The 24,810-nt window shown below is 63.7% G+C and carries 22 protein-coding genes; 15 read left to right on the forward strand and 7 right to left on the reverse strand.

Annotated elements, in window-relative coordinates:
• The first annotated feature begins 214 nt into the window (after positions 1-214).
• From SLG_RS14825 to SLG_RS14850, 6 genes are all read left to right on the forward strand, one after another.
• Positions 215-928, forward strand: a complete 714-nt coding sequence (locus SLG_RS14825; protein WP_014077309.1) for a response regulator transcription factor — start codon at positions 215-217, stop codon at positions 926-928.
• Positions 928-2,298 carry an ATP-binding protein gene (locus tag SLG_RS14830; protein ID WP_014077310.1) on the forward strand — a complete coding sequence of 457 codons (1,371 nt, stop codon included), beginning with the start codon at positions 928-930 and terminating at the stop codon, positions 2,296-2,298. The genes SLG_RS14825 and SLG_RS14830 overlap by 1 nt, the downstream gene beginning before the upstream one ends.
• A gap of 47 nt (positions 2,299-2,345) precedes the next feature.
• A complete protein-coding gene (locus SLG_RS14835; RefSeq protein ID WP_014077311.1) occupies positions 2,346-3,041 on the forward strand; it encodes a carbonic anhydrase in 696 nt (231 codons plus the stop codon).
• Positions 3,038-4,579 (forward strand): SulP family inorganic anion transporter, encoded by a 1,542-nt coding sequence (locus tag SLG_RS14840; RefSeq protein ID WP_014077312.1) that lies wholly within the window; start codon positions 3,038-3,040, stop codon positions 4,577-4,579. Before SLG_RS14835 ends, SLG_RS14840 begins: the two co-directional genes overlap by 4 nt.
• A gap of 326 nt (positions 4,580-4,905) precedes the next feature.
• Positions 4,906-6,672, forward strand: a complete 1,767-nt coding sequence (locus SLG_RS14845; RefSeq protein WP_014077313.1) for a DEAD/DEAH box helicase — start codon at positions 4,906-4,908, stop codon at positions 6,670-6,672.
• The gene (locus SLG_RS14850) at positions 6,672-7,142 is read left to right on the forward strand and encodes a YaiI/YqxD family protein (RefSeq protein ID WP_041393460.1); all 471 of its coding nucleotides are present in this window, start codon (positions 6,672-6,674) and stop codon (positions 7,140-7,142) included. The genes SLG_RS14845 and SLG_RS14850 overlap by 1 nt, the downstream gene beginning before the upstream one ends.
• A 122-nt stretch (positions 7,143-7,264) precedes the next feature.
• Here the strand turns inward: SLG_RS14850 and SLG_RS14855 are convergent, their stop codons facing one another.
• The 6 genes from SLG_RS14855 to SLG_RS14880 form a co-directional block, all read right to left on the reverse strand.
• The gene (locus SLG_RS14855; protein ID WP_014077315.1) at positions 7,265-7,663 is read right to left on the reverse strand and encodes a nuclear transport factor 2 family protein; all 399 of its coding nucleotides are present in this window, start codon (positions 7,661-7,663) and stop codon (positions 7,265-7,267) included.
• Positions 7,660-8,184, reverse strand: a complete 525-nt coding sequence (locus tag SLG_RS14860; RefSeq protein WP_041392083.1) for a nuclear transport factor 2 family protein — start codon at positions 8,182-8,184, stop codon at positions 7,660-7,662. The genes SLG_RS14855 and SLG_RS14860 overlap by 4 nt, the downstream gene beginning before the upstream one ends.
• A gap of 228 nt (positions 8,185-8,412) precedes the next feature.
• The gene (locus SLG_RS14865) at positions 8,413-9,999 is read right to left on the reverse strand and encodes an alkaline phosphatase D family protein (RefSeq protein WP_014077316.1); all 1,587 of its coding nucleotides are present in this window, start codon (positions 9,997-9,999) and stop codon (positions 8,413-8,415) included.
• A gap of 12 nt (positions 10,000-10,011) precedes the next feature.
• The gene (locus SLG_RS14870; RefSeq protein ID WP_014077317.1) at positions 10,012-13,281 is read right to left on the reverse strand and encodes a TonB-dependent receptor; all 3,270 of its coding nucleotides are present in this window, start codon (positions 13,279-13,281) and stop codon (positions 10,012-10,014) included.
• A 90-nt stretch (positions 13,282-13,371) separates the two neighbouring features.
• Positions 13,372-14,361: a FecR family protein gene (locus SLG_RS14875; protein WP_014077318.1), complete on the reverse strand. Its 990-nt coding sequence runs from the start codon at positions 14,359-14,361 to the stop codon at positions 13,372-13,374.
• Positions 14,330-14,932, reverse strand: coding sequence for an RNA polymerase sigma factor (locus SLG_RS14880; RefSeq protein WP_014077319.1), 603 nt, complete (start codon positions 14,930-14,932; stop codon positions 14,330-14,332). The genes SLG_RS14875 and SLG_RS14880 overlap by 32 nt, the downstream gene beginning before the upstream one ends.
• Positions 14,933-15,090: 158 nt before the next feature.
• On the opposite strand from SLG_RS14880, the gene SLG_RS14885 reads away from it, so the two are divergent.
• The 9 genes from SLG_RS14885 to SLG_RS14930 all read left to right on the forward strand — a co-directional run bounded on the left by SLG_RS14885 (position 15,091) and on the right by SLG_RS14930 (position 23,892).
• Positions 15,091-15,522 carry a MarR family winged helix-turn-helix transcriptional regulator gene (locus SLG_RS14885; RefSeq protein WP_014077320.1) on the forward strand — a complete coding sequence of 144 codons (432 nt, stop codon included), beginning with the start codon at positions 15,091-15,093 and terminating at the stop codon, positions 15,520-15,522.
• A gap of 72 nt (positions 15,523-15,594) precedes the next feature.
• Complete coding sequence (locus SLG_RS14890) at positions 15,595-16,104, forward strand: 2Fe-2S iron-sulfur cluster-binding protein (RefSeq protein ID WP_014077321.1); 510 nt, start codon at positions 15,595-15,597, stop codon at positions 16,102-16,104.
• Positions 16,101-17,087: an FAD binding domain-containing protein gene (locus tag SLG_RS14895; RefSeq protein ID WP_014077322.1), complete on the forward strand. Its 987-nt coding sequence runs from the start codon at positions 16,101-16,103 to the stop codon at positions 17,085-17,087. The genes SLG_RS14890 and SLG_RS14895 overlap by 4 nt, the downstream gene beginning before the upstream one ends.
• The gene (locus SLG_RS14900; protein WP_014077323.1) at positions 17,084-19,396 is read left to right on the forward strand and encodes a xanthine dehydrogenase family protein molybdopterin-binding subunit; all 2,313 of its coding nucleotides are present in this window, start codon (positions 17,084-17,086) and stop codon (positions 19,394-19,396) included. Before SLG_RS14895 ends, SLG_RS14900 begins: the two co-directional genes overlap by 4 nt.
• A gap of 193 nt (positions 19,397-19,589) precedes the next feature.
• Positions 19,590-20,045, forward strand: coding sequence for a carboxymuconolactone decarboxylase family protein (locus tag SLG_RS14905; RefSeq protein WP_014077324.1), 456 nt, complete (start codon positions 19,590-19,592; stop codon positions 20,043-20,045).
• A 141-nt stretch (positions 20,046-20,186) separates the two neighbouring features.
• The gene (locus tag SLG_RS14910; RefSeq protein ID WP_014077325.1) at positions 20,187-20,633 is read left to right on the forward strand and encodes a YybH family protein; all 447 of its coding nucleotides are present in this window, start codon (positions 20,187-20,189) and stop codon (positions 20,631-20,633) included.
• 408 nt (positions 20,634-21,041) lie between these two features.
• On the forward strand, positions 21,042-22,607 hold the full coding sequence (locus tag SLG_RS14920) for a tyrosine-type recombinase/integrase (RefSeq protein WP_014077327.1): 1,566 nt from the start codon (positions 21,042-21,044) through the stop codon (positions 22,605-22,607).
• 124 nt (positions 22,608-22,731) lie between these two features.
• Positions 22,732-23,610 (forward strand): nickel/cobalt efflux transporter, encoded by an 879-nt coding sequence (locus tag SLG_RS14925; RefSeq protein WP_014077328.1) that lies wholly within the window; start codon positions 22,732-22,734, stop codon positions 23,608-23,610.
• 15 nt (positions 23,611-23,625) lie between these two features.
• Entirely contained in the window at positions 23,626-23,892 is a 267-nt protein-coding gene (locus SLG_RS14930) for a metal-sensing transcriptional repressor (protein WP_014077329.1), read from the forward strand.
• A 15-nt stretch (positions 23,893-23,907) separates the two neighbouring features.
• On the opposite strand, the gene SLG_RS14935 is transcribed toward SLG_RS14930, so the two are convergent.
• Entirely contained in the window at positions 23,908-24,801 is an 894-nt protein-coding gene (locus SLG_RS14935; RefSeq protein ID WP_014077330.1) for a DUF1259 domain-containing protein, read from the reverse strand.
• Between the last annotated feature and the right edge of the window lie 9 nt (positions 24,802-24,810).

A 24,810-nucleotide genomic window follows, 5' to 3' on the forward strand; every position in this document is an offset into this window, starting at 1 on the left:
AAGAGGGACAGTTCCCGGGCTGACGCCGCAGTTTTACAGTAAGTGCTGAAGACATGGCGACGGGGGAGCCGGGGACCGGCCTGATCCGAAAGGATCTGATGAAAGGAGAGGGAGTCGATGCCGGTTGTCCGGCTATTTCGCTTGGGAAGGCGGCCGGCGTTGCGGCTGTCCCCACCATTCAACAAAAAACGACTTCAAAGAGCCCCGAAACCCTATGACTGCCCAGACTATCATTCTCGTCGAGGACGACCCGGCCCTGCGCACGCTGATTGCGCGGCTCCTGCAGGAAAACGGCTTCATGGTGCGGACCGCCGCGACGGCGCCGGAAATGTGGGTCGCGCTGGAAAACGGCCCCGAGGCGGACCTGATCATCCTGGATATCATGCTGCCCGGCACCAACGGCATCGACTTGTGCCGCAAGATCCGCAAGAGCAGCGACGTGCCTATCATCTTCATCAGCGCGAAAGGCAGCGACGAGGACCGCATCCTGGGACTCGAGCTCGGGGCCGATGACTTCCTCTCCAAGCCTTTCCAGCCGCGCGAGCTCATCGCGCGCACCCGGGCGATCCTGCGCCGGGGGCCGCGCACGGACCGGGATGATTCGCGCGGGCGCAACGAATTCCAGTTCAACGGCTGGACCGTCTTCTTCTCCCGCCGCGAGCTTCGCTCGCCGACGGGCGCAGTGGTCGATCTGACGGGCGCCGAGTTCGATCTCCTCGCCACATTCGTGTCGCAGCCCATGCGCGTCATCGGCCGCGAGCGATTGATCGAATTGTCGCGCACGCGGCTGAGCGACAGTTCGGACCGCAGCATAGACGTGCTGGTCAGCCGGCTGAGACGCAAGCTCGCGGCGGCCGGGGGCGATCCGCCCATCGTGACCATCCGCGGCGTCGGCTACATGTTCAGCGCGCAGGTCACGCCGGCTTGATGCGCCTGCCGTCCGTCGGCCTGCTGGGCAGGATCGTGCTGATCCTCGCCTTCGTGCTGATAACCGAGTTCGTCGCCAACACATTCGTCTTCGAACGGGTGAGCCGCTTCGCGCTTCAGGACGACGAAGCCAATCTCATGGCGGAATATCTCGTGGTGGCGCGCCGGGTCATGGATCGCACGCCGCCCCAGGATCGGGATGCGGTCGCGCGCGAACTCAGTACGCCCCGGCTGCAACTGAACTGGCACAAGGGCATCGACAGCCGGGCGGCACGGTTCAATCTCGACGAACTGCGCTCGCAAATGCTCGCCATCGAGCCCAAATTGCGGGAAGCGAAGCTGCGCCTCTATCTCATGCCGCTCAGCCGTGGCGGGGAAGTGGGTGGCAGCGTGGAGCTGAGCGACCACACGACCGTGATGTTCCGGGCCGTCCAGCCCCATGCCTTCTGGCCTCTGACGGTCGGCCGCATGCTCGCACTGTCGGTGCCGATGATCCTGCTGGCGGTGCTGGGCGGCCTCATGATCCGCGCGACCCTGAAGCCCCTGAGCATGCTGATGCACGCCACGCGAACCCTCGGCAATCAGGAACCCGTCCCCGTGACGGAGCGTGGCCCGCGCGAGGTCCGCACGCTCATTCGTGACTTCAACATGATGCAGCAGCGCATCCATCGGCTGGTCTCCGCGCGGACGCAGGCGCTTGCCGCGGTCGGGCATGACCTGCGCACGCCGCTCGCCCGCATGGAGCTGCGGCTCCACGGCGCGAAGGTCGACGAGGAGACGCGGGCCGCGCTCATCAAGGACATCGGAGAGATGAGCGACCTGCTCCAGTCGCTCCAGACCTATCTTGGCGGCGAGGGCGATACCCTTCCGGTGGAGAAAGTGGATATCGCCGTGATGGCGGCCACCATCGTCGACGCCGCGAGCGACGCCGGGCACGACGCGACCTATGATGGCCCTTCCAGCCTCGAGGTCATGACCCGTGCCGTCTCGATGCGCCGCGCCATCTCAAATCTCGTCGAGAACGCGCTTCATTATGCGGGCAATGTGCGCGTCAGCGTGCGCGAGGAGAACGGCGCCGTCCTCATCTGCGTGGAAGATGATGGCCCCGGCATTCCGGCGGAAAAGCTGGACACAGCCCTCCAGCCCTTCGTCCGCCTGGACGAAGGCCGGGCGCGGAACACACGCGGCATGGGGCTGGGCCTCGCGATCGTCCACAACGGCGTGCGGGCGGAAGGCGGGACGCTGAGCCTGACCAATCGTTCCGAGGGTGGCCTGCGCGCCGTCATCCGTTTGCCGACTGCCGGTCACGATGCGTCGCGCAGCAATATTTCCTTACAAGACGGAGCAAGCGCAGAAATTTTCCGTGGCTAGATTTCCTGAAACGCGGGCCCTGGCTCGCCATCAAGGAGATTTCTGCGATGAACGAACTGATCGGACGAGTTTTCAGCTTCGAAAAAAGCGTCTTCCCGGGGAGCTTCGACCTTTATTCCAAGCTTGCCGCTCATGGACAAAGCCCCAAGGCACTGATGATTTCCTGCGCGGACTCCCGCGTCGTGCCGGAGCAGATCATGCAGGCGCAGCCGGGCGACCTTTTCGTCTGCCGCAACGCGGGCAACATCGTGCCGCCCTTTGCCACTCAGAATGGCGGCGTGTCCTCGACGGTCGAATATGCCGTCATGGCGCTGGGCGTGCGGGACATCATCGTGTGCGGCCATTCCGACTGCGGCGCGATGAAGGCCCTCAGCAAGCCCGAATCCCTGGCGACGATGCCGAATGTGGCCGCATGGCTGCGCCATGGCTCGGCGGCACAGCATGTCGTCGACACCTGCTATGCGCATCTGGAGGATGATGCCCGCATCCGCGCCATCAGCCTCGAGAATGTGATCGCCCAGCTCGCGCACCTGCGCACGCATCCTTCCGTGGCGGCCGCCATCGCGCGTGGCGAGATGAGCCTGCACGGCTGGTTCGTGGACATTCATGCCGGCCATGTGCTTGGCCTCGACGGCGAGACCGGACGCTTCCGGCCGCTGCGCGAGAACCAGCCGCTTCCGGTCGCCGTGCCGGCCTCGACGCGGATCGTTTCCGACTTCTACGCGGTCGAGGCTGCCGAATGATTGGCGCGCTGAAGGGCCGATCCTTGGGCGGCGGGGCGGAAGGCGGCACCTTCACCCGCGACTTCACCGCTTCGATCGTGGTGTTCCTGGTGGCGATGCCGCTTTGCATGGGCATCGCGATCGCCTCCGGTGTCCCGGCCGAAAAGGGCCTCATCACCGGCATCATCGGCGGCATCATCGTCGGCTTTCTCGCCGGCTCCCCCCTGCAGGTCAGCGGCCCCGCCGCTGGCCTGGCCGTCATCGTATTCGAGTTCGTGCGCGAGCATGGCCTCGCCGCGCTCGGCCCGGTGCTCCTGCTGGCGGGCCTTCTTCAGTTCGTCGCCGGCATGGCCAGGATGGGCGGCTTCTTCCGCTCGGTCTCGCCGGCGGTGGTTCACGGCATGCTGGCGGGCATCGGTGCCCTCATCGTCGTCGGGCAGTTCCATATCCTGTTCGACAATCAGCCGATGTCCAGCGGCCTCGAGAACATTGCCCTGATGCCGGCCCGGGTGCTGGGCCTGTCGCCCTTCAGCCTCCAGTCCGCAGAATATGCGCTGTTGCTCGGCCTCGTTACCATCGGCGCGATGGTGGGCTGGGAGAAGCTGCGTCCCGCCAGCATGAAGCTGGTGCCCGGCGCTCTTCTGGGCGTGGTCGCCGCGACCCTGATCGCATGGATCGCCCAGCTGGACGTAACCCGGATCGACGTGCCCGCATCGATCGTCGGTGCGATCGATGCACCCGGCACCGGCTTCCTTGCGCCGCTGACGCAGCCCGCGCTGCTGGTGGCCGCGCTTGCCATCGCCTTCATTGCCAGCGCGGAGACCCTGCTCTCGGCGGCGGCTGTCGACCGCATGCACGATGGCGTCCGCACGGATTATAACAAGGAACTGCGCGCACAGGGCGTCGGCAACCTGCTCTGCGGCCTCGCGGGCGCCTTGCCGATGACCGGCGTGATCGTCCGCAGCTCGGCCAACGTGCAGGCCGGCGCGAAGACCCGCTGGTCGGCCATTCTGCATGGCATCTGGATCCTCGGCTTCGTCGCGCTGCTGCCCGGCCTGCTGCGCGAGATCCCGATGGCAGCGCTTGGCGGTGTCCTGGTCGTCACCGGCTGGCGGCTCGTGAGCCTGACGCATGTGCGCCACCTGTTCGCCAATTACGGCATATTGCCGGCGGCGATCTGGGCAGTCACCTTCATCCTAGTAGTGACGACGGACCTTCTGACCGGTGTTCTGGTGGGCCTTGGCCTCTCGGTGATCGAACTGATCCAGCATCGCAAGACGCTGCGGCTCAAGGTCGAGGAAGAGCGCTCGGAGGAAATCAGCCATCTGCGTCTTGATGGCTCGGCCACCTTCGTCAGCCTGACCCGGCTCACGCAGGTGCTGGAAAGCATTCCCCGCGAGCATGCCGTCGAACTCGATCTCCATCGGCTGCACGGCATCGACCATACCAGCACGGAGCTGATGCGCGAATGGGTCGCGCGCCGGAAAGCCACGGGCAAGCCCGTGACGCTGCTCGGCCCCGATCACCTCGTCAAACGACTGGCGTTCAACGCCCACTGACCCCCAGGGGAGGCGCCCCCAAATCCCTCCCCAAGGCCGGATCGTGGCAATGCCGCGGTCCGGCCTTTCCTGTTCAGGCGTCCGCATCGGGTACTTTGCTCTCCCGCTTCACGGACAAATCGCGGCCCTGCCCACTCGCTGGCGGGACGAATCGAAAACTGTGGAAGCCAAAAGCACAGATAAGCTGTATGGGGCCCTTCAAGGCATCCGCTGACGCGGCCGGCCCACCACAGCCGCCAGATCATGCGCGCGCCCGATGCCGGGCCGCGAAAGCGTCTATTGCCACATTCCGGGCCGCGCGCGGCTCTTCTTGATTTGCGAGTCACATGTCCTTTTCCAATCTTCCGCTTGTTCTTGGCGATGCGCTATCCGAGCATGGCTACACTGCCCCCACAGCCGTTCAGGCCGCCGTCCTCGAGGCAGAGGCCCATGGCCGCGACCTCATCGTCTCCGCGCAGACCGGTTCCGGCAAGACGGTCGCCTTCGGCCTGGCCCTTGCGAGCGATCTGCTTGGGGACGATGGCCTCATGCCGCCGCCCGGCAAGCCGCTGGCGCTCATTATCGCCCCGACGCGGGAACTGGCCCTGCAGGTCAGCCGCGAGTTCATCTGGCTCTACGGCAAGGCCGGCGCCCGTATCGCGACCTGCGTCGGCGGCATGGACGCATCGCGGGAAAGGCGCGCGCTCAACCATGGCGCGCATATCGTGGTGGGTACCCCCGGGCGCCTGCGCGATCATCTGGAGCGCGGCGCGCTCGATCTGGCGGCGCTCCGCGGCGTGGTGCTCGATGAAGCCGACGAAATGCTCGACATGGGCTTTCGCGAGGATCTCGAGGAAATCCTCGACGCGACGCCGTCCGAACGGCGGACCCTGCTCTTCTCGGCAACGATGCCCGCGCCGATCGTGGCGCTCGCCCGGCGCTATCAGCGCGACGCCCTGCGCATCTCGACCGTCTCGCAGGATCGCGGCCATGGCGACATCAGCTATCAGGCCATGGCCATCGCGCCGTCCGACATCGAGAATGCCGTGGTCAACCTGCTGCGCTTCCACGAGGCGGAGACAGCGATCCTGTTCTGCGGGACGCGGGACAATGTCCGCCATCTCCATGCCAATCTCGTGGAGCGTGGCTTCGGCGCCGTCGCGCTTTCCGGCGAGCACAGCCAGAACGAGCGCAATCAGGCGCTGCAGGCCCTGCGCGATCGCCGCGCGCGGGTCTGCGTGGCGACCGACGTGGCCGCGCGCGGCATCGACCTGCCCAATCTCAGCCTCGTCATCCATGTCGATATCCCCCGTGACGCGGAGACGCTGCAGCATCGCTCCGGCCGCACCGGTCGCGCGGGAAAGAAAGGCACGGCCGTCCTCATCGTGCCCTATCAGCGGCGCAGGCGGGTCGAATCCATGTTGCGGGGCGCCCGCATCCCCGCCGAATGGGTCTCGCCGCCTTCCGCGGACGACATTCGCCGCGCCGACAGCGAACGCCTGCTGACCACCCTGCTCGCCCCCGTGGAGCTCGACGAACAGGACCACAAGCTGGCCGACCGGTTGCTGGCCGAGCGAAGCGCGCATGACATTGCCGCGGCGCTGGTCCACGCCCATCGCGTCCGCCTGCCCGCGCCCGAGGATCTGCTGGGCAGCGATGCGCCTCAGGAAGCGCGCCAGCCCCGCGCGGGGTTCGAGGGGAGCGCGTGGTTCCGCCTCAACATCGGTCGCCGACAGAATGCCGAGGCCCGCTGGATCCTGCCGTTGCTCTGCCGGCGCGGCCATGTGAGCCGCAACGAGATCGGCGCCATCCGCATCGCGGCCAGCGAGACGCTGTTCGAGGTGCCCGGTGCCCTGGCGTCACGGTTCCTGGATGCCGTCCGCCGCACGGCGAATGAAGAGGATGATGTCGAGATCCAGCCGGTCGAGGGAAAGCCGCGTGACGCTGCGCGTCAGAACCGCCGCGAGGAGAACCGTCCGTCCGATGGCCCACGCCCCATTCGGGCCCGTCTCGGGCGAGCCGATCATGGCAAGCCGGATGGCGGCAAGGGCCGCAAGCCCGGGCCGGGGGCTGGCAAGGGCGGCTGGCGCAAGAAGAACGGGCGGGAGAGGTGATCCGCATCCTGGTGGATGCCGACGCCTGCCCCGTGAAGGACGAGATATACAAGGTCGCCTTCCGGCATGAGGTCGCCGTCAGCATCGTCAGCAACAGCCCGATGCGGGTTCCGATCGCCCCCTCGATCGAGCGCGTGATCGTCTCCGACGGTTTCGACGCCGCCGATGACTGGATCGCGGAGCGGGCGGACGGGGAAGCCGTCTGCATCACCGCGGACATCCTGCTTGCCGACCGGTGCCTCAAGGCCGGGGCGATCGTGATTGCCCCGAACGGCAAGCCCTTCACCATGGCCTCGATCGGCGGCGCGATCGCCACGCGGGCGATCATGGCCGACCTGCGCGCCGGAGGCGATATCATCGGCGGCCCCGCTCCCTTCAGCAAGACCGATCGCTCCCGCTTCCTCTCGGCCCTCGACGAAGCACTGGTGCGCCTGAAGCGCAGCGGCACCGGGGCCAGCCGCGAGGGGTAGGATCGGTGTTTTGATATGGACGACGTGCGCTGGCTGACGAGCTTGCCCGGGCCGTTATTGGGATCCGCCGTCGGAAAGTTGTTCGCCCCGCTCTGATCGCGGCAGCGGTATGCCGATCGTCTTCAGCCGAACGGCCCGAAATCCCGACGGAAAACGGCGGCGCGGATATTGGTGTACTGGTCAGCTTCATACTCATAGAGCGCGAAGCTGTTGATACGGTAGCGATCGCCCTTCTTGAGCGGACCGGACGTGAAATCAGGAGCATCCACGATGGCCTCAAACTCCGAGGCCAACTCCGCGACAAGGCGCTTGCCGTCCGTAAAGCTGTGGCGGACTTCGATAATTCGGCGGGTCTGCTGGTTAACCTTGCGATAGAATTCGATGATGGCATGATGTCCGATCATCTGGGTGCCATTGCCGATGGTGAGGTGCACATCGGGCGCATAGTGGCGCACCAACTCGCTCCAGTCCTGTGCATTGAAGGCCGCGATGTAGGCGCGGAACCGCTCTTCCTGGTTCATGCGCTGCGTCCCTTCTGTGGGCTGAACCGGGCTGAGCGGACGCGGGTGAAGAATCCCTCCGCAATGTCATACATCACGAAGTTCACGCTCTCGCGCGTGTCTCCAGCTTTCAGCGGGCCGGTGGGCATATCCGGCCAGTCTGTATGAGCCACCAACGTGGTTCTCAGCACCGCGAGCATGTGGGCGCCCGTGGGATCGCCAACAAAGGTCTGGAGCTCCACACGCTCATGAAGATATTTCCGGACTGTTCTGTAGAAGTCCAAGATAGCCTGCCGACCCGTAACCTGAGCAGCTTGGCCGAAGAACTGCACATCATCGGCATAATAGGCACCGAACTTCTCTTCGTCCGCCCGATTGAACGCGTCGAGATACGTCTCGAACCAGGGCTGGGATGCAACGGGATGGGTGCGGGTAGAGACGGCCAGCGCGCTTTTGCCACCGAGGCCCAGAACAGCGGCACCTCCAATAAACCCTCGTCGAGAAGCGGTAAGGAATTGGTGCTCAACTGGTTTCTCGGCCATGATCCTCTCCGCTGCCGGCTGCCCGGCATGCTACCATGGTGCCTCACCGATGTTGAGAGATCAACAGCCCGTGACGACACCGTTGGTTCAGTCACGGCTCAAAGAACCGCGTTCCCTGGCAGAAGACATACGCTCATGTATGTACGGCGAACTCCGGCATGAGAGCATTCCTTTAGACAGCAGACAGCAAGTCGAGAGTGATCAGTGTTCCGCTGCGCTTATGCATCGTCAGGCACGCACTATCGCGGCTCCGTGAGGGGCCACGGCAAAACGCGCCAATGTGTGCGCGCTCCCGCCCGGCTTCTGGACCTGGTCGATCACCTTGACGTCGGTGCGCCACAGCGCCGGTTCGATATCGAACCGGTCATAGCCGCGCTGGTGATTGGCGAGGACGAGATTGGGGTTGCGGCCATCCAGATAGGCCTGGATGGCAGGCGTTACCGGAGCGCCATCGCCCTCGGAGGAAATCGAACTGGCCATGAATTCGACAGCGGCGGCTGGTCCATCGGGCTCATCGTCCCGCATGGGCACGGTGCCGACATTGTGCATATGCGCGTCTCCCGTGGCGACAATGACATTGGTGAGGCCGGCTTGGGCGATCTCGCTCACCAGCCGCGCGCGCGCTTGCGGGTAACCGCTCCACGTATCGGTTGGAGTGGGCAGCGCTTCGCCCGCCGGCCCGCGCCGGACCAGCGGCATCATGCGCACCTGTTGCGCGATCAGGTTCCAGCGGGCCGTGCTGCCGCGCAGGCCCTCGGCCAGCCAGGCCTCCTGGGCAGGGCCGATCATCGTCGAGTCCGGGCGCTCATCGGTGCGGCAATGATGGTCGTCCGATCCCATGCAGAGCTGGTCGGTCCGGTAGCTGCGCGTGTCGAGCACATGGATGCGGCAGAGGGCACCATAATCCAGCCGCCGAAACATGGTGAGACCATCGGCATGGGGGAACTGCGCGCGCCGTACCGGCACATGTTCGTACCAGGCCTGCATCGCGGCGAAGCGGCGTAGCAGGAAAGCCTCTGGCGGCGTTCCGTCCTGATCGGATGCCCCGACCCAGTTATTATCCACTTCATGATCGTCGAACGACATGATGAAGGCCGCCGCCGCATGGGCGGCCTGCAGATCGGGGTCGCTCTTGTAGAGCGCATAGCGGCGGCGATAATCGTCGAGGCTGTATGTTTCGCCGCCCAGATGAGCGCGGCTGACCACCTTGCCCGAGGCATCGCAGATGACCTTCTTCGAGGGGCCGCCATCCTCATAGATATAGTCGCCATAGTGGAACACGGCGTCGATATCGGGTTCTTCGGAAATATGGCGCCAGGCGCTATACCAGCCATGCTGATAATTCTGGCAGCCCGCCACGATCAGGCGCATCTGTTCCGGCAGATCGCCCGGGGCGGGCGCCGTGCGCGCCATCCCGACGGGACTTTGGGCAACCCCACCGATGGCAAAGCGATACCAATAGGGGCGGCGCGGATGCAGTCCCTCCACTTCCACATGGATGCTGTGCGCCAGTTCCGGTCTTGCCAGCGTGTCGCCATGCTGGACCACGCGCCGGAAGGCCGGGTCCTCCGCCACTTCCCATTGCAACGCGACGGCCGCCTTGGGCATGCCGCCATTCTCCTCGAGCGGTCGAGGCGCGAGCCTCGTCCAGATGACGAAGCCGTCCGGCCAGGGATCGCCAGCCGCTACCCCCAGCGCGAACGGATCGTCGGGAAACCGCGGGGCCGCCCAGAGCCTGTCCACGCGTCCCAGAGCGCCGGTCAGGGCCAGCCCGCCCGTCGCTGCCAGGAAATGCCGGCGATCGCATGTCAGCATGGCTGGCCTCGCTCAGAAGGTTGCCCGGACGCCGAAGGTCGCGCTGCGACCGTAGGCACGATAATCCCCAGCATGGTCGCCGACCGGACCGGCCGGCGTGTCGACGCCGGGCAGCATGATGAGCGTCTTCTCGTTGAGCAGGTTGCGCATGGACATGAACAGCCGCACGCGGGGGCTCAGCGAATAGCTGCCCGAGAAGTTCATGTCGGTGCGCGGCCGGATGTAGGAGCCGCTCGCAGCACTGTTGAGCTTCCGGCCGGTCCAGAGGCTGTTCAGGTTGAAGGCGATGGGCCCCTTCTTGTAGGCCAGCGATGCGGAGATCAGATGCCGTGCCGAAAGGGCGATGGGGACTTCCGGCGCGGTATAGGTGTAAGAGCCCCGCACCGTCAGTCCGCTCAGCAGGCCCGGCAGATAGTCGAGCGAATGATTCAGCTCGAGCTCCAGACCGCGAATGTTGATGGCGTCGCCCGACACCGTCCGCGTCGTGCGGAAAATGTATCCGGCATAGTCGGTACCGGTATAGCCGAACTCCTCCGCCGTCATTTCCTCGGTCTGGAACAGACCCTTCACACGGTTCTGGAAATAGTTGACGGCGACGAGACCCACCGGCTCGAAATATTTGACGATCCGCGCGGAAAAATTGTCGGATACCTCCGGTTTCAGGCCGGGATTGGGCGCGGTCACCGTCAGCGTGGCGTCGTTCACCGACCAGACGCCCGCCAATATGTTGACTTCGGGCCGCCGGATCGTGCGGCTGTAGCCGAGCTGGATGTCCAGGCTGTCCGTGGGCGAAAATTTGAGCGACGCGCTCGGGAAGAAATAGTCGTAGCTTCCTTTCCGGTCGATCAGCGGATTGCTTTCATATTGATATTTGATGCCTTCCAGCGTCGAGGCACGCCCCGTGCTCGCCGTGACCGCATAGCCAGCGGCGCGAACGGCGTCGGCGGACAGGGCATCGAACTCGCGCGACCGGGTCCGCGTCTGCTCCCAGCGCAGGCCGGCCCGGACCTTCAGGCGGGCGGTAATGTCCGCCGTGCCCATGACGTAGGCGGCATTGGTGTCTTCCTCGAAATGCCGGCGATTGGCGATATAGGCGGTGTAGTAGTTCGCGGCGGTCAGCGTATGCTCGAACAGGTCGGGGTTCGAGAGGAACATCTGCCCGATCTTCTGGTTGCTGGGCATGTAGAGCCGGCTGCTGCCGGACAGTGAGGCGATGTCGATATCGAGTTGATCGAAGGACAGTTCGTTGGCGCTCTGGTTCAACGCCAGGAAGGCAGCCGGGCTGAGTGGCCCCGTGTAGCGATACTGGCTGGCCGCGCGCTCATTGGCGAAGTCATAGATGGCGCGCTGGAATTTCACGCCTGTCTTGAACAGGATCGGCAAGGCTTCGAAAGGCGAGTGGAACGAGAGGTTCAGCCCGCCGCCCCATAATTCGGTGCGCGCCCACCGCCCGTCCTGCGTGTTGAGCACGATCGATGTCGGGCTCGTATAGCTGGCCGGATCGCTCCAGTCGGCACCGGTCAGCTGGGTGATCGTCCAGTCCTGCGTGTCCAGGCCCGAGCGATGCACAGAGAAGCTGCCCCGCGCACTGGGAGACGTGGCAAGACTGAAGATGGCGCCCTCATTGCCCAGCGGATCATAGTTGCTGGTCGAGTTGGAGTAGGAGAAATTGCCGTCGAGCGTGAAACGCTCGTGCTTATATTCGAAGCTCGGGAGCAGCGTCACACCTTTGCCACGCTTGGAAATGGCGTTGGACACGGCCTCGACGCTGGCCGTGCTGGACTTGGTCGTGAAATCCACGGCGGGATCGCCAATCACGCCGGCCGCCCGCGCGCCCGTGATGAAGCTGTAGGCACGCTGGCCGGACCAGAGATAGGACCGGTTGTAGATGCCGGCCAAGGAAAGTGTCAGCGCGTCCGTCGCGCGGAAGTCCAGCGTCAGCGATGAGGCGAAGCGCGAGACCTCCTGCGCGCGCATATGCGTATAGATGCTCGTCAGCGCCAATGGCTCGGGGCTGGCGGCGGTGGGCACGTAGCTGCGCGGATAATAGACCTGTTCCATCTCCGTATAGGTCTTGGACTGGCTGATGCTGGCCACCACGCCCAGGCGATTGCCGAAGAAGACATCGGAATATTCAAGTTGCCCATTGGGTCGAAAGCGCCCTTCGTGCTTGCCTTCGCCCGGCCCCGTCACGCGATCGCGCCACATGTCGTCGTGAGTGTAGCCGCTCAGCTGGACGTTGATCCGTCGTCCCTTGCGATCGAAAGCGCGCTTGGTCCGCAGATTGATGGTGCCGGCCGGGGCATTGGCGTCCACGTCCGCGCTGATCGTCTTGGAAATCTCGATCGAATCCACACTGCTCAGCGAGACCTGCTCGAAGCTGAAGGAGCGCGAAGTGGTCGAGCCGTCATTCGCGTCCGCTGCGGCCATGCGCACCCCGTTCACCGTGATGGCGGTGTACTCGGACGGTAGGCCGCGCAGGCGGACATAGCGCACCGTATCATCACCTTCGCCAGCCGTGTCGACGCCGGGCATGAACTTGATGAACTCGCCGACATTGCCTTCGGCGATATCGCCGAAGGATTCCGAGGAAAGGCTGTTGGTGATGTTCATCGACTTGCGCTGGCTCATGATCGCGCGCGCATCGCCCTCTCGCACGGTGCCAGTCACCACGATGTCATTTCCGGACGACGCCTGCGTCACGCCGGTCTGCTGGAGATCGAAATTCAGCGTGGTCGTGCCGCCTGCGGTGATTTCGACCGTCTGGGAAATCTCCTCATAGCCCGTGTAGCTGACGGTGATCTGCGCGGTGCCTGCGGGCAGATCGGCGATGCGATAGGCCCCTTCGTTGTCTACGGTGGTGACATGCCGGTCGCCATCGGCAGTCGTCAGCCGGATGATGGCGTCACGCATATAGTTGCCGGTGACTGGGTTCAGAACCTGGCCGGTTATGCTGCCTTTCTCCCGCACGGCACGCAGGGTGGACTGGAGCATGATGAGCTTTCCATTGTCCGACACGATGCGCAGTGGCGTGCCTTCGAGCAGGCGGCGAAGCGCGACGCGAATGTCCAGCGAGCCGATGACCGCCTTTGTGTGAACGCCCTGGAGGTCGCCGGCCGGCGCGATGATCTGGATCTGCGCCTGCCGCGCGAACTCGGGAATGCCGCTGACGGCAGGCTGCTCTGAAACATTGAAGCTGCGCGTCTGTGCCTGCGCTGGCGTGGCAGTCGCAAGCACGGCAAGAGCCACGCCGCCCGTCAGGACGGCTGCACGAATAGTCATTCCCTACCCCCGATTTACGATGATGCAGTGATCGGGGTGGTTGACGTTCGGCAGAGCGACTTCCGCCACTCGCCATCAGATTATTTTTGATCAGGCGGCCGGACGGCTCAAAACGATGCTGCTGCCCTGGCGGACCAGATGGGCGCCGAACAGGCTTGCAATGGCCTTGCTGAACCCGACCGGATCGTTGGCCGCGAACAAGCCCGTGACCTGCTCCTGCCGCAAAGCCTCGTCGCGAATTTCGATCGATGGATCACCATAGCGTGCGAAGGCCTCCGCTGCCTGTGCGAGCGTCTCGCCCTGAAAGGCGATCTTGCCGTCGCGCCAGGCAAGATCGCGAATGATCTCCTCTGCCGAGATCGAGACGGGGCGTGCCCGGCCCGGGGAGTCCAACGCCATATCCAGACGGGTTCCCGCCCGCAGCAGGACATTGTGGCCGGCAGCAGCGGTCGCGCTCACCTGCCCCTCGTCGACGAGAATGCGGGCCGGCCGATCTTCCAGCAGGCGCACGCAAAAACTGGCGCCCCCGGTGCTGATGCGATCCTCACCGGCCTCGACCGTGAAGGGACGTTTCGCATCGGGCGCGACGGTGAAGAAGGCTTCTCCCTTGACCAGATCGACAATCCGCGCGCCGCCGGCATAGCGCACGGAAACGCGCGTATCGGTGTTGAGGAAGATGCTCGACCCGTCTTCGAGGCGCACGAGCCGCCGTTCTCCGCGCTCCGTTGCATAAGCTTGCGGCATGAGCAGGCCGAAACCGAGCCCGCCGACAATCACAGCGGCCGCCATGCCGCTGCCCGCCATCAGCAGACGCCGCCGCGAGACTTGAGGGGCGGAGATATCCGCCTTGGCCTCGATCTGGAAGTCTGCCGGATCATAACGATTGCCCAGAGCGCCGGCGGCCTCGCTGCGCAGGAACACCGCCTGCGCTCTCAGGAGCGCGCCGGGCCGGCGCACGTCTCCCATCAACCAATGCTGAAAAGCCGCCTCTTCCTCTTGCGTCAGATCCGCCCGATCACGGCGCGCCACCCAGTCAGCCGCCGCCTCATCAATGCTCTGACTGGACTCGGACTTGATCATGCAGGGTCGGGCTCTCCGGTTTCGCGGTCTTAGAGGATCGGGCATTGGTCTTTCCGCCATTCCCGAACCAATCCGTCAAGAAACGAATTCCCCGCGATATATGTTTCTCGACCGTGTTCTCGGATAAGTTGAGCTCTTGCGCGACTTCACGCTGGGAAAGTCCGTTCACCCGCCGGAGCGTGAACGCCTTGCGCGTCTGCGGCGGCATGGCGGCGATGGCGCAGGCAAGCTGGCGCAATTCGTCACGATCGATGGCCTGCCGTTCGGGCGACGGCGCGTCGTCCTCCCAATCGCCCGTGTTGAGATCCTCCAGCGCCTGGAAGGACACGATGCGCGCCCGGCGAATATGGCGAATGACGAGCGAATGCGCGATCTGGAACAGATAGGCCCGGGGGAAGCGGATATCGGCGACGCTTTCGCGGCATGCCAGGGTGCTGTAGGTTTCCTGCACGATATCGTCGACATCGATGCCGATCGACCTTTTCGAGGACAGCCACGCCTTGAGCGCCGGCTCATGGGGCAGGATATGCCGCATGAACCACGATGTTCTGTCTTCATCGATCGTGATCACGAAAGCCCCATTCCCGAAAATCTGGGGCTCGCTAATGCGCTATTCTGACAGTCTGATGACGGTGAGGTTCAGGTGGCTTCAATTGGCGCTTGCTTCGCCTATCGTTCTCCCACGGGCAACACTGGCCAATTGAGGCCGAGACGCGATATGCGGGCAGAATGAGTGATCCCACTGAAGACCAGCTCGTCGCGCTCGGCACTGCGTTCGAAACGTTCGCGCGAAGATACAAGCTTGCGGACGCGCTGCGGTCCGAGCGACCCCTTGCCGAGCTGGACAAGGCAGTGCTGCAATACATTGCGGATCATGCCGGCTGCGGGCCCACTGACGTTGCTCGCTTCCTGGGCGTGCCCACCACCACGTTGTCCTCGGCGACGGACCGGCTCGTGAAGCGCGGCTTCCTGAAGCGCGAGCGCATCGAAGCGGATCGTCGGGCGGTCGCGCTGACCCTGTCCGAGGCTGGCGCGGCCTATACACAGGCACAGAGGGAGACCTATCGCCAGATGTATATGCTGATGCTCTCCCGACTGTCGCCCGATGAGCGGGATCGGTTTATCGCAATGATTACCAAGATCGTCTACAACGATGGTTGAATAGTCCGAACTTCGTTGTATCTTGCTTGCGACGCTGACCGGCTTGGTCGCGTCAGCAAGTGGAGCGAAGTCATGGCGATACGCGTGAACGGTGTGGACGTCTTGCCGCCTGACGACGCCAGGGTCTCGCTGCTCGACCACTTGCGGGAGCATCTCCACCTTACCGGCACCAAGAAAGGATGCGACCAGGGCGCCTGCGGGGCCTGCACGGTCCTTCTCGATGGGAACCGCGTCCTGTCCTGTCTCACGCTTGCCGCACAGGCGGACGGGAGCGACGTCCGGACGATCGAAGGCCTTGCCGCTGAGAGCGGGGAGTTACATGCGCTCCAGCAGGCCTTCATCGAGCATGACGGACTGCAGTGCGGCTATTGCACCCCCGGCCAGATCTGCTCGGCGATCGCGATGGCGCAGGAACTGCGGCGCGGGGACCCCAGCTACGTGACCCTCGACATCGCCGCAGGCCCGCCGGCCGTGACGCGCGCGGAAATCCGCGAACGCATGAGCGGCAATCTCTGCCGTTGCGGCGCGCATAACGGGATCGTTGAGGCGATCGAGGAGATGCTGGCGGAGGCCACGGCATGACGCCGCTGCGCTATGTCCGCGCGGCGGATCGGGCCGATGCCCTGGCGCGGTCTGGCGGCGGCGCGCGGTTTCTGGGCGGCGGGACCAACCTTGTCGATCTGCTGCGCCAGAATGTCGAGCAGGCGGGCGAGCTGGTCGACGTCAGCCGCCTGGATGGCGCCATCCGGGAAGGCGATGGCGGTGGCTTGCTGATCGACGCATCGGTCAGGAACGCCGCCCTTGCCGCCCATCCGCTCGTGCGACGCCGCTATCCGGTGCTCGCGCGCGCGCTCCTCGCCGGGGCCTCTGCACAGATTCGCAACATGGCGACGGTCGGGGGCAATATCCTCCAGCGTACGCGCTGCATGTATTTCTACGATGTCGAGGGCGCCCGCTGCAACAAGCGACAGCCGGGCGCCGGTTGCGACGCGCTCGACGGATTCAATCGCTATCATGCGATCTTGGGCGCGTCGGACCAGTGTGTCGCCACGCATCCCTCCGACATGTGCGTCGCGCTCGCCATGCTCGATGCTGTGATCCATCTCTCGGGGCCCGACGGGGAGCGATCAGTGCCGCTGGCGGGCTTTCATCTCCTGCCCGATGCCACCCCACAGACAGAGACCGTGCTGAAGCCAGGAGAATTGATCACCGGCGTCGAGCTGCCGCCGCCTTCGGACGCAGTCAAGCATTCGGAGTACCGCAAGGTCCGCGACCGCGCCAGCTACGCCTTCGCGCTGATCTCCGTGGCCGGCGGCCTGGCGCTCGCCGACGGACGCATTACCGAAGCCCGAATCGCGCTGGGTGGCGTCGCCGCCAGACCCTGGCGGGCGACGCGGGCCGAGACGGCGCTGATCGGTGTTGCGCCGAATCGCGACGCCATCCTTGCCGCGATCCGGGAAGAGCTGGCCAATGCTCGGCCCCTGTCCAGCAATGCCTTCAAGATCGGCCTCGTCGAACGCACGGTGGTCGCCGTCCTCTCCACCCTCGCAGGAGCGCGCGCATGACCAGGCTGCAGAACGCCATTGTCGGCGGCGTGCGCGCCGTCCTTGGCCATGTCCCGGCGAGTTGGCTGCCCGGCGGCATCCCTGATCCGCTGATCGACAAGCGCGTGGCGCTCGGCGGACAGCAGTCGCGGGTCGACGGGCCCGACAAGGTGCGCGGCGCGGCGCGGTTCGCCGCCGAAGTGCCGATGGAGGAGCTTCTCTACGCGGCCTTTGTCCATTCCACGATCGCGCGCGGCAAGATCGCCGAACTGGACATATCCGCAGCGCAAGCGGTGCCCGGCGTCGCGCTGGTCATGACCTATCGCAATGCGCCCAGAATGAGCGTTCCGCCGCCCATCGGGATGACCAACCTGAAGGCCGCCGGCAATCACACATTGCCGATCATGCAGGACGCCGAGATTCGCTGGAACGGGCAGGTCGTGGCCGTGATCCTCGCCGAAACGCGCGAGCAGGCCGATCATGCCGCCACCTTGGTCCGCGTGCGCTATGATGCCATGCCGGCCCGCACGCGGTTCGAGGAGGGCAAGGCGAGCGCCTACACGCCGGAATCGATCCTTGTCGAGCGCAACCGCCTCGACAAAGGCGATGCACGAAGGAAGTTCGCCGAAGCGGCCTGCAAGGTCGATGCCGTCTATACGACGCCCTGGGAGAACCATAATCCGATCGAGCCGCATGCCGCGACGATCGTCTGGCGTGAAGGCAAGCTGATCGTTCACGATGCGACCCAGATGGTTCACGGAACCGCCGGTTCGCTCGCAAAGATATTCGGGCTGAAGGCAGGCAATGTTCATGTCAGCTCGCCCTATGTGGGGGGTGGGTTCGGCGCGAAGGGCTTGTGGGATCATCAGATCCTTGGCGCGGCAGCCGCAAAGCTCGCGGGCCGCCCGGTGCGCATCACCCTCTCGCGCGCCAGCATGCACCGGCTGGTGGGCGGGCGCACACAGACCGAGCAACGGGTGGCACTGGCTGCGGACGCGGATGGCAAACTCAAGGCGCTGCTTCACCATGGCTATGGCGTGAAGCCGCTGCACAGTGTCTGCGACGAAGGGTTCAGCCTCACTGGCCGCTCCCTATACGCCAGCGAGAGTTTCGATATCGTCCAGCATTATGTCGATCTCGACCTTCTCGCGAACAGCTTCATGCGCGGCCCCGGCGAGACGCCGGGCACTTTTGCGATCGAATGCGCGATGGATGAGCTGGCGCATGCCCTCGGCATGGACCCTATCGAACTGCGCCGAATCAACGCCGCGAGCCGTGACCCGGTAAGCGGGGCGCCCCACTCGCAGAATGCGATGATGGAGGCCTATGACCTGGGCGCGGCGCGCATCGGCTGGGACCGGCGCACGGCAGAGCCAGGCATGCGGCGGGACGGCGAATGGCTGATCGGCATGGGCTGTGCCACCGGCACCTTTCCATTCACCCGCATGCCCGGTACATCCGTCCGGATCACCATCGACGCCGCCGGCGACGCCCATGTGGCCAGCGCCGCCCACGAAATGGGCATGGGCACCGCGACGGTCCAGCGGCAGCACGCGGCCGATCGCCTCGGCCTCCCGCTCGATCGCGTCACAGTGACGATCGGGGACTCGAGCCTGCCTTTCGCCAGCTTTGCCGGCGGATCGTCGCAGACCGCATCACTGGCGGCGGCCATCAGCGCGGCCAGCGGAAAACTCGCGGTTCAGCTTATGCGGATGGCGGGCAATGACACGCCGCTGGCCGGCCTCAAGCCAGGCGAGGTCGAATTTGCCGACGGCGGCTTGCGCAGTGTCGAGGATCCCGCCCGCCACGAAAGCTTCGCCTCCATCCTGGGCCGCGCCGGCCGACACGAGCTGAGCGTGGTCGGCGAAAGCGGTGCGCCGCTCGAAATACTGAAATATGCCATGCACAGTACCTCGGCGATCTTTTGCGAATTGCGGGTCAGCAACGTCACGGGCGAAATTCGCGTCGATCGTCTGGTCGGTGCGTTCGATTGCGGTCGCATCCTGAATGCCAAGACAGCGACCAGCCAGTTCAAGGGTGGCATGATCATGGGCCTGGGCATGGCCCTGACCGAGGAGACGCTGCTCGACGAACGCAGCGGCCGCATCATGAGCACGTCGCTCGCCGACTATCATGTGCCGGTGCATCTCGACGTGCCGGACATTGATGTCTTGTGGACCGACATCCCCGATCCCCGCACGCCCCTCGGCGCGCGCGGGATTGGCGAGATCGGAACCACCGGCGTTGCCGCAGCCGTCGCCAATGCTGTCTTCAACGCAACCGGCAGGCGGGTGCGCGACTTGCCCCTTACACTGGACAAGCTGATCTGACCTGACCGGAATGGCGGCCGGCGGCTCAGCAAGGATGAGATCGTCGCGCCCGGGATGGCGTTGGCACTCGCGGAACGAACGGAGAAAACCCGCCCGAGTGAAAAAAGATCGGCGGATATGTCACACTGCCTCTTCCTGCGTCGTCAGGGTTGGCGAGCGTTTTTGAACGCCGTCCAAGACGAAGGAAATCATCATGAGCAAAGACAAGCGACTGATCTGGCACGAGGTCGCCCCGCAGGGCGCCAAGGCGCTGTTCGGCATCCACCATTATGTCACCACGGGCACCAACCTTCCTGAGGAACTGATCCACCTCGTCTTCCTGCGTGTTTCGCAGATCAACGGTTGCGCCCATTGCATCGATCTGCACACGCGCGATCTGCTGAAAACCATGCCGATCGACAAGGTCGCGCTGCTACCGGTCTGGGCCGAGGTGCCTCATCTGTTTCCCGAGCAGTATCGCGCGGCGCTGGCCTGGGCCGAGGAGGTGACGCTACTCAGCGAAACGCGTGCATCGGATGAAGCCTATGCTGCTGCGGCGGCCGCGTTCCCACCCCAGGATCTGGTTGATCTCACCATCACGATCGCAGCGATGAACGCCTTCAATCGGCTCGGCGCACCGTTTCGACTACCCGTGAAGGCTCAGGCCTAATCTGCGCTGGCGATTCCATACCGCGCTGCGAACCGAAACTCTTCTCATAACACCAACAAGGAACCTGCCGATGGCTTCCAAGCCTGAACTCTCCCGCGCGCTGGAGGGATCGTCCCCTCGCTTCTCCAGCATTTCAACTCGATGGATATCGACATCATGTGCGGCTTCTATGAGCCCGACACCATATTGGTCAGTGCCAATGGCGAACCACAGCGCGGGGCCCCGGCCATTCGGGCTGAGTTGCTGAAATATTATAGCGCGCAACTGCCGATGGTGATCATCGCCCGCCACATCTTAGTGGCGGACACGATTGCATCGCTCGTGCTCGACTGGAACATCGTTGGGAAGACACCGACCGGTCAAGACTTTCACATGGTCGCGACGTCGAATGACATCGCCCGGCGCGGTCCGGACGGATATTGGCGGTACATCATCGACAACCCCTTCGGCACACGAGTCCGTCACTCGCCTGACCTGCTTTGTGCGTCTGGTCCGGGGCGGACGCCTTGTAAGAGCCTGTCGAGCGGAGGGTGCGGGGTGCCCCTAGAAGGGGTAGCGGGAGACAGGTCGCCCCCGCTCAAGGGATAACTTTCCCCAGGAGCATCGACTCTCAGCGCCGAAACATAGCTGCTCCATGAGGGATCTGAGCAATTACGCAGGCAATTCGACGCTCACGGATTCCGAGCCCGTGGACGCCAGCGGCCATGAGACGGCGCCCCCCGAGATGGAAGGCATCGCAACACATTGATATAAGGAAGAAATCTGGAGCGGGCGAAGGGATTCGAACCCTCGACCCCAACCTTGGCAAAGTTGCATCAACTATCCGTCAGGTCTGCGCCATAGTTCGCCACTATACGATTAAGTCACTGATTATCAGTTTGTTTTCCACACAAAACTACGCTAGAATGATCCTAGAGGAAACCCACATTTTTCTCTTTTGGTGGACACCATGTGGACACCAATTCGAGGGTGGGATCGCCCGGAGATCGCAAGAAAATGGCGGAAGAAAAATCGGTCAAGCTGACGAAAACGGTCGTCGATGCAGCCGGCGCGCGCTCGGAACGCTATGAGATTTGGGATAGCGAGTTATCCGGGTTTGGTATTCGCATAGCGACAACCGGCCGCAAGACTTTCATCATTCGCTATCGCGCGGAGGGCGGTGGCCGCACCGCACCGCGCCGGTTCATGACTGTCGGCCGCTTCGGAACCCTGACGGTGGAGCAAGCCAGAAAGAAGGCAAAGGAATTGCTCGCCGCCGCCACTGTCGGCGACGATCCTGCGAACAAACGCAATGCGAAACGGGCCGAGATGAAGATGAGCGGGCTGGTCGACCGCTATGAGCAGGAAGGCTGTTTCATCCAGCGCGGCAAGCGCCAGGGCCAGCCGATGAAGTCCTTGACCAAGAAATACACCATCGCTCGGCTGCGCCACCATGTCGTGCCGCTGCTCGGCTACAAGCGCGTGACGGAAGTCAACGCCGCCGACATCGAGCGATTCTTCCGCGATGTCGAGGCTGGCAAGACGGCGAAGAATGAGAAGGCGGGGCCGCGCACGCGAATCATCGTCAAGGGTGGCGCTGGTGCGGCGCGCAAGGTGTTCCGCGATTTGTCGGCCGTGTTCAGCTTCGCCAAGCGGCATGAAATTGTCGCAGCTAACCCCTGCGAGAAGGCGGTGGTGAACAAGTCCGACAACAAGCGCACACGCTTCCTCACACTTGAGGAAGTCGCGCGCCTCGGTGCGGCCTGTGACGCATTGGAAGCCGAGGGCGTCAACATCAAGGCGCTCAACATCACCCGGCTATGGGTGCTGACCGGCTGCCGCCGCAATGAAATCGCGGAGTTGAAATGGGATGAGGTCGATCTGGAAAATGGTCTGCTCGTTCTCGACGACAGCAAGACCGGCAAGTCGATCCGTCCACTCTGCCTCGCGGCAGCGACTTTGCTCAAAGGCATCGAGAAGGTGGACGGCAAGGATTACGTGTTCCCCGCCGATGAAGGTGACAGCTATTTCCAGGGCACCAAGAATGTCTGGCCGAAGATCGTGAAGAAGGCCGAGTTGTCGGGCGTCACCCCTCATACGCTGCGTCATACGGTCGGCGCTACGGCCACTTCGCACGGCGAGGCGCTGGCGCTGACGGGCGCGATCCTCGGCCATGCAAATCTGCGCTCAACGATGATCTATGCCCATGTTCAGCATGATCCATCGGTGAAGGCCGCCAATCGCGTAGGCCGTCGGATTGCCTCGGCGCTGGCGGGGGAGATCAAGCCCACATCCCAAAAGCGTCGCAAGGTGGCCGGGCCTGTCCCGATCAAGGAAGCGGCTCCTGTCAGCAATGGCTTGCTGCCCGACGCCGAATGGGATGCGTTGACTGAGCTTGCGGCGTTGCCGCCCGAGGGTAAGGGTTTCCTTGCTTCGGCGAGCGATCCGGCACTTGCCATGTTAGTGAAGCGGGGTTTCGCCCAAGCACATGCTGGCCCAAATGATCTCCTGGCATGGTGGCAGATTACCCTTATCGGCAATGCGCTGATTAAATCGCACACCCGCCACAAAGCGGCTGCATAGATCGCTGCCTGACATAACCGCGAAGCATGGTCTGTGCAGCCCACCTCACATCAAAATCGCGATTCCTATCCCCCCCTGGGGGATAGGATAGACTCCAAGGCAGTTTTGGTGTTAGGCGGCGCGAATGGACTCTCTCGCCGACCTTCTCCAGCAAAGCGCCGCTCACGCGTGGCTGTTCGTCCCGACCGCCATTCTCTTGGGGGCCTTGCACGGGTTGGAACCCGGCCATTCCAAAACAATGATGGCGGCGTTTATCATTGCGGTCAGGGGGACGGTGCGACAAGCTGTGTTGCTTGGCCTTGCTGCAACCATTTCCCACACGGCAGTTGTCTGGATTGTGGCACTGGGCGGTATGTGGCTGTTTGGCGGCCTCAACGCAGATGCCACCGAACCCTATTTCCAACTCGCATCGGGCGTGCTCATCGTCTTCATCGCCGGGTGGATGCTTTGGCGCACGCGCCGCGAGCAAATCGCCGGTGAGCACTATCATCACCATGACCATGACCATGACCATGACCATGGTCATAAACATGATGGCAACCACCATCTTCACGGTCACGATCATCATCATGACGAGCCAAGCGAAGCCGAGGAACGCGGGCTGGAAGTCGCGACTGGCGGGTTCATGGACGCGCATGAGATGGAACATGCCGAGGATATTCGCCGCCGCTTTACGAACCAGAATGTCACCACTGGCCAGATCGTCCTGTTTGGGCTGACCGGGGGGCTCATTCCCTGTCCCGGCGCGATCACGGTGCTATTGCTCTGCCTCCAGCTCCAACGGTTGACCCTTGGCGCCGTGCTGGTCCTGTGCTTCAGCATCGGGCTTGCCATTACAATGGTTGCATCGGGCGTGATTGCGGCGGTGAGCGTGAGGCAAGTAGCGAAGCGTTGGAGCGGCTTTGGTGAGATCGTCCGCAGAGCGCCTTATGTGTCGGGCGCTGTCATTCTCGTTGTCGGTGTCTATGTGGCGCTTCACGGGTGGCAAGCATTGCCGCGTTGAAGCGAGGAGCGAACAATGAGTCATGCCGCCAATCCTGACCTGATCAATCGCCTGAAACGCGCGCAAGGCCATCTCGCTAAGATTGTGGAGATGGTTGCGGACGGGCGAGATGGTCTTCAGACGGCTCAGCAGATGCAGGCGGTAATCGCGGCACTCGATAAGACCAAGACATTACTGGTGCGCGATCATATCGAGCACCATTTGGAGGAACTGGTTGGGCCGTTGCCTAAGGCTACGCGCGAGGAACTGGCGAAGCTCGGCGAATTGGCCAAATATCTTTGATGTTCATCGCATCGCTTATTGCCTGGTGATCGCCACATGGCCGAGCGCCGCCGCCAATCCACGGGCGAGCTTCTGCGCATCGTCATTGGCCCAGAAATGCATAAAGAACAGGCGCGGCTCATCATCGAGCATATGGTTATGTAGAGCCGTCACCTCGATGCCGTTCTCGCGCAGTGTCTTGAGAACCGGGTTCACTTCGGCGGCCGTAAGCACGAAATCGCCGGTGATCGCCGCCTTGCCTCCGCCGGTCGGTTGGAAATTGATCGCGATCGCCGCACCCATCGCTGGTGGCAGCGCCATACCTCCATCGCGCGGCGTCTCGGCGCGGGGGATGCCAAAGGCATAGACGCCGCCGCCGACCTTGCCCTTGTGGCGAAGGAGGCGGTCAAGCGCGGCTGTGTCGAGATCAAGTGTCTCCGGCGCTGCCGGGTTGGTCGCAGGCGCTACCGAAAGCGGCGTTCCGCTCAATGCCAGCGCATCATGCACTGTCCTGGCCAACCGGGCCGGATCACCGTGCCCGGCGATATGCATATACATAGTATGCGGTGTGTTTCGCAGTAGATGATTGTGGAGCGCGGTGATCTCGATCCCGCCGGCAATCAGCTTCGCCATTACGGGATTAACCTCGGTATCAGTGAGCACCAGGTCTCCCATGACCATCACCTGATTCTGGCCATGTCCAACAAAGGCGAGCCACGAGCTGAGCGCGAGCGCTGGCTTCAGCGTCACGCCGTCCAGCGTCACTTTAAGATCGCTGCGCGGCAAGCCAATGCGATAGACCCCGCCGGGCATTTCAGTGCCGGTCTTGCCTATCACAGTGCTGACCGTTTGTTCCCAAGGCTCTGCCGCCTGAACGGGCGAGGCCATGCCGAGAATCCCGGCGAGGCCGAATACAACAAAACCCTTCATCTCGATCTC

This window comes from Sphingobium sp. SYK-6 (genome assembly GCF_000283515.1).
In the GTDB taxonomy this organism is placed as follows: domain Bacteria; phylum Pseudomonadota; class Alphaproteobacteria; order Sphingomonadales; family Sphingomonadaceae; genus Sphingobium; species Sphingobium lignivorans.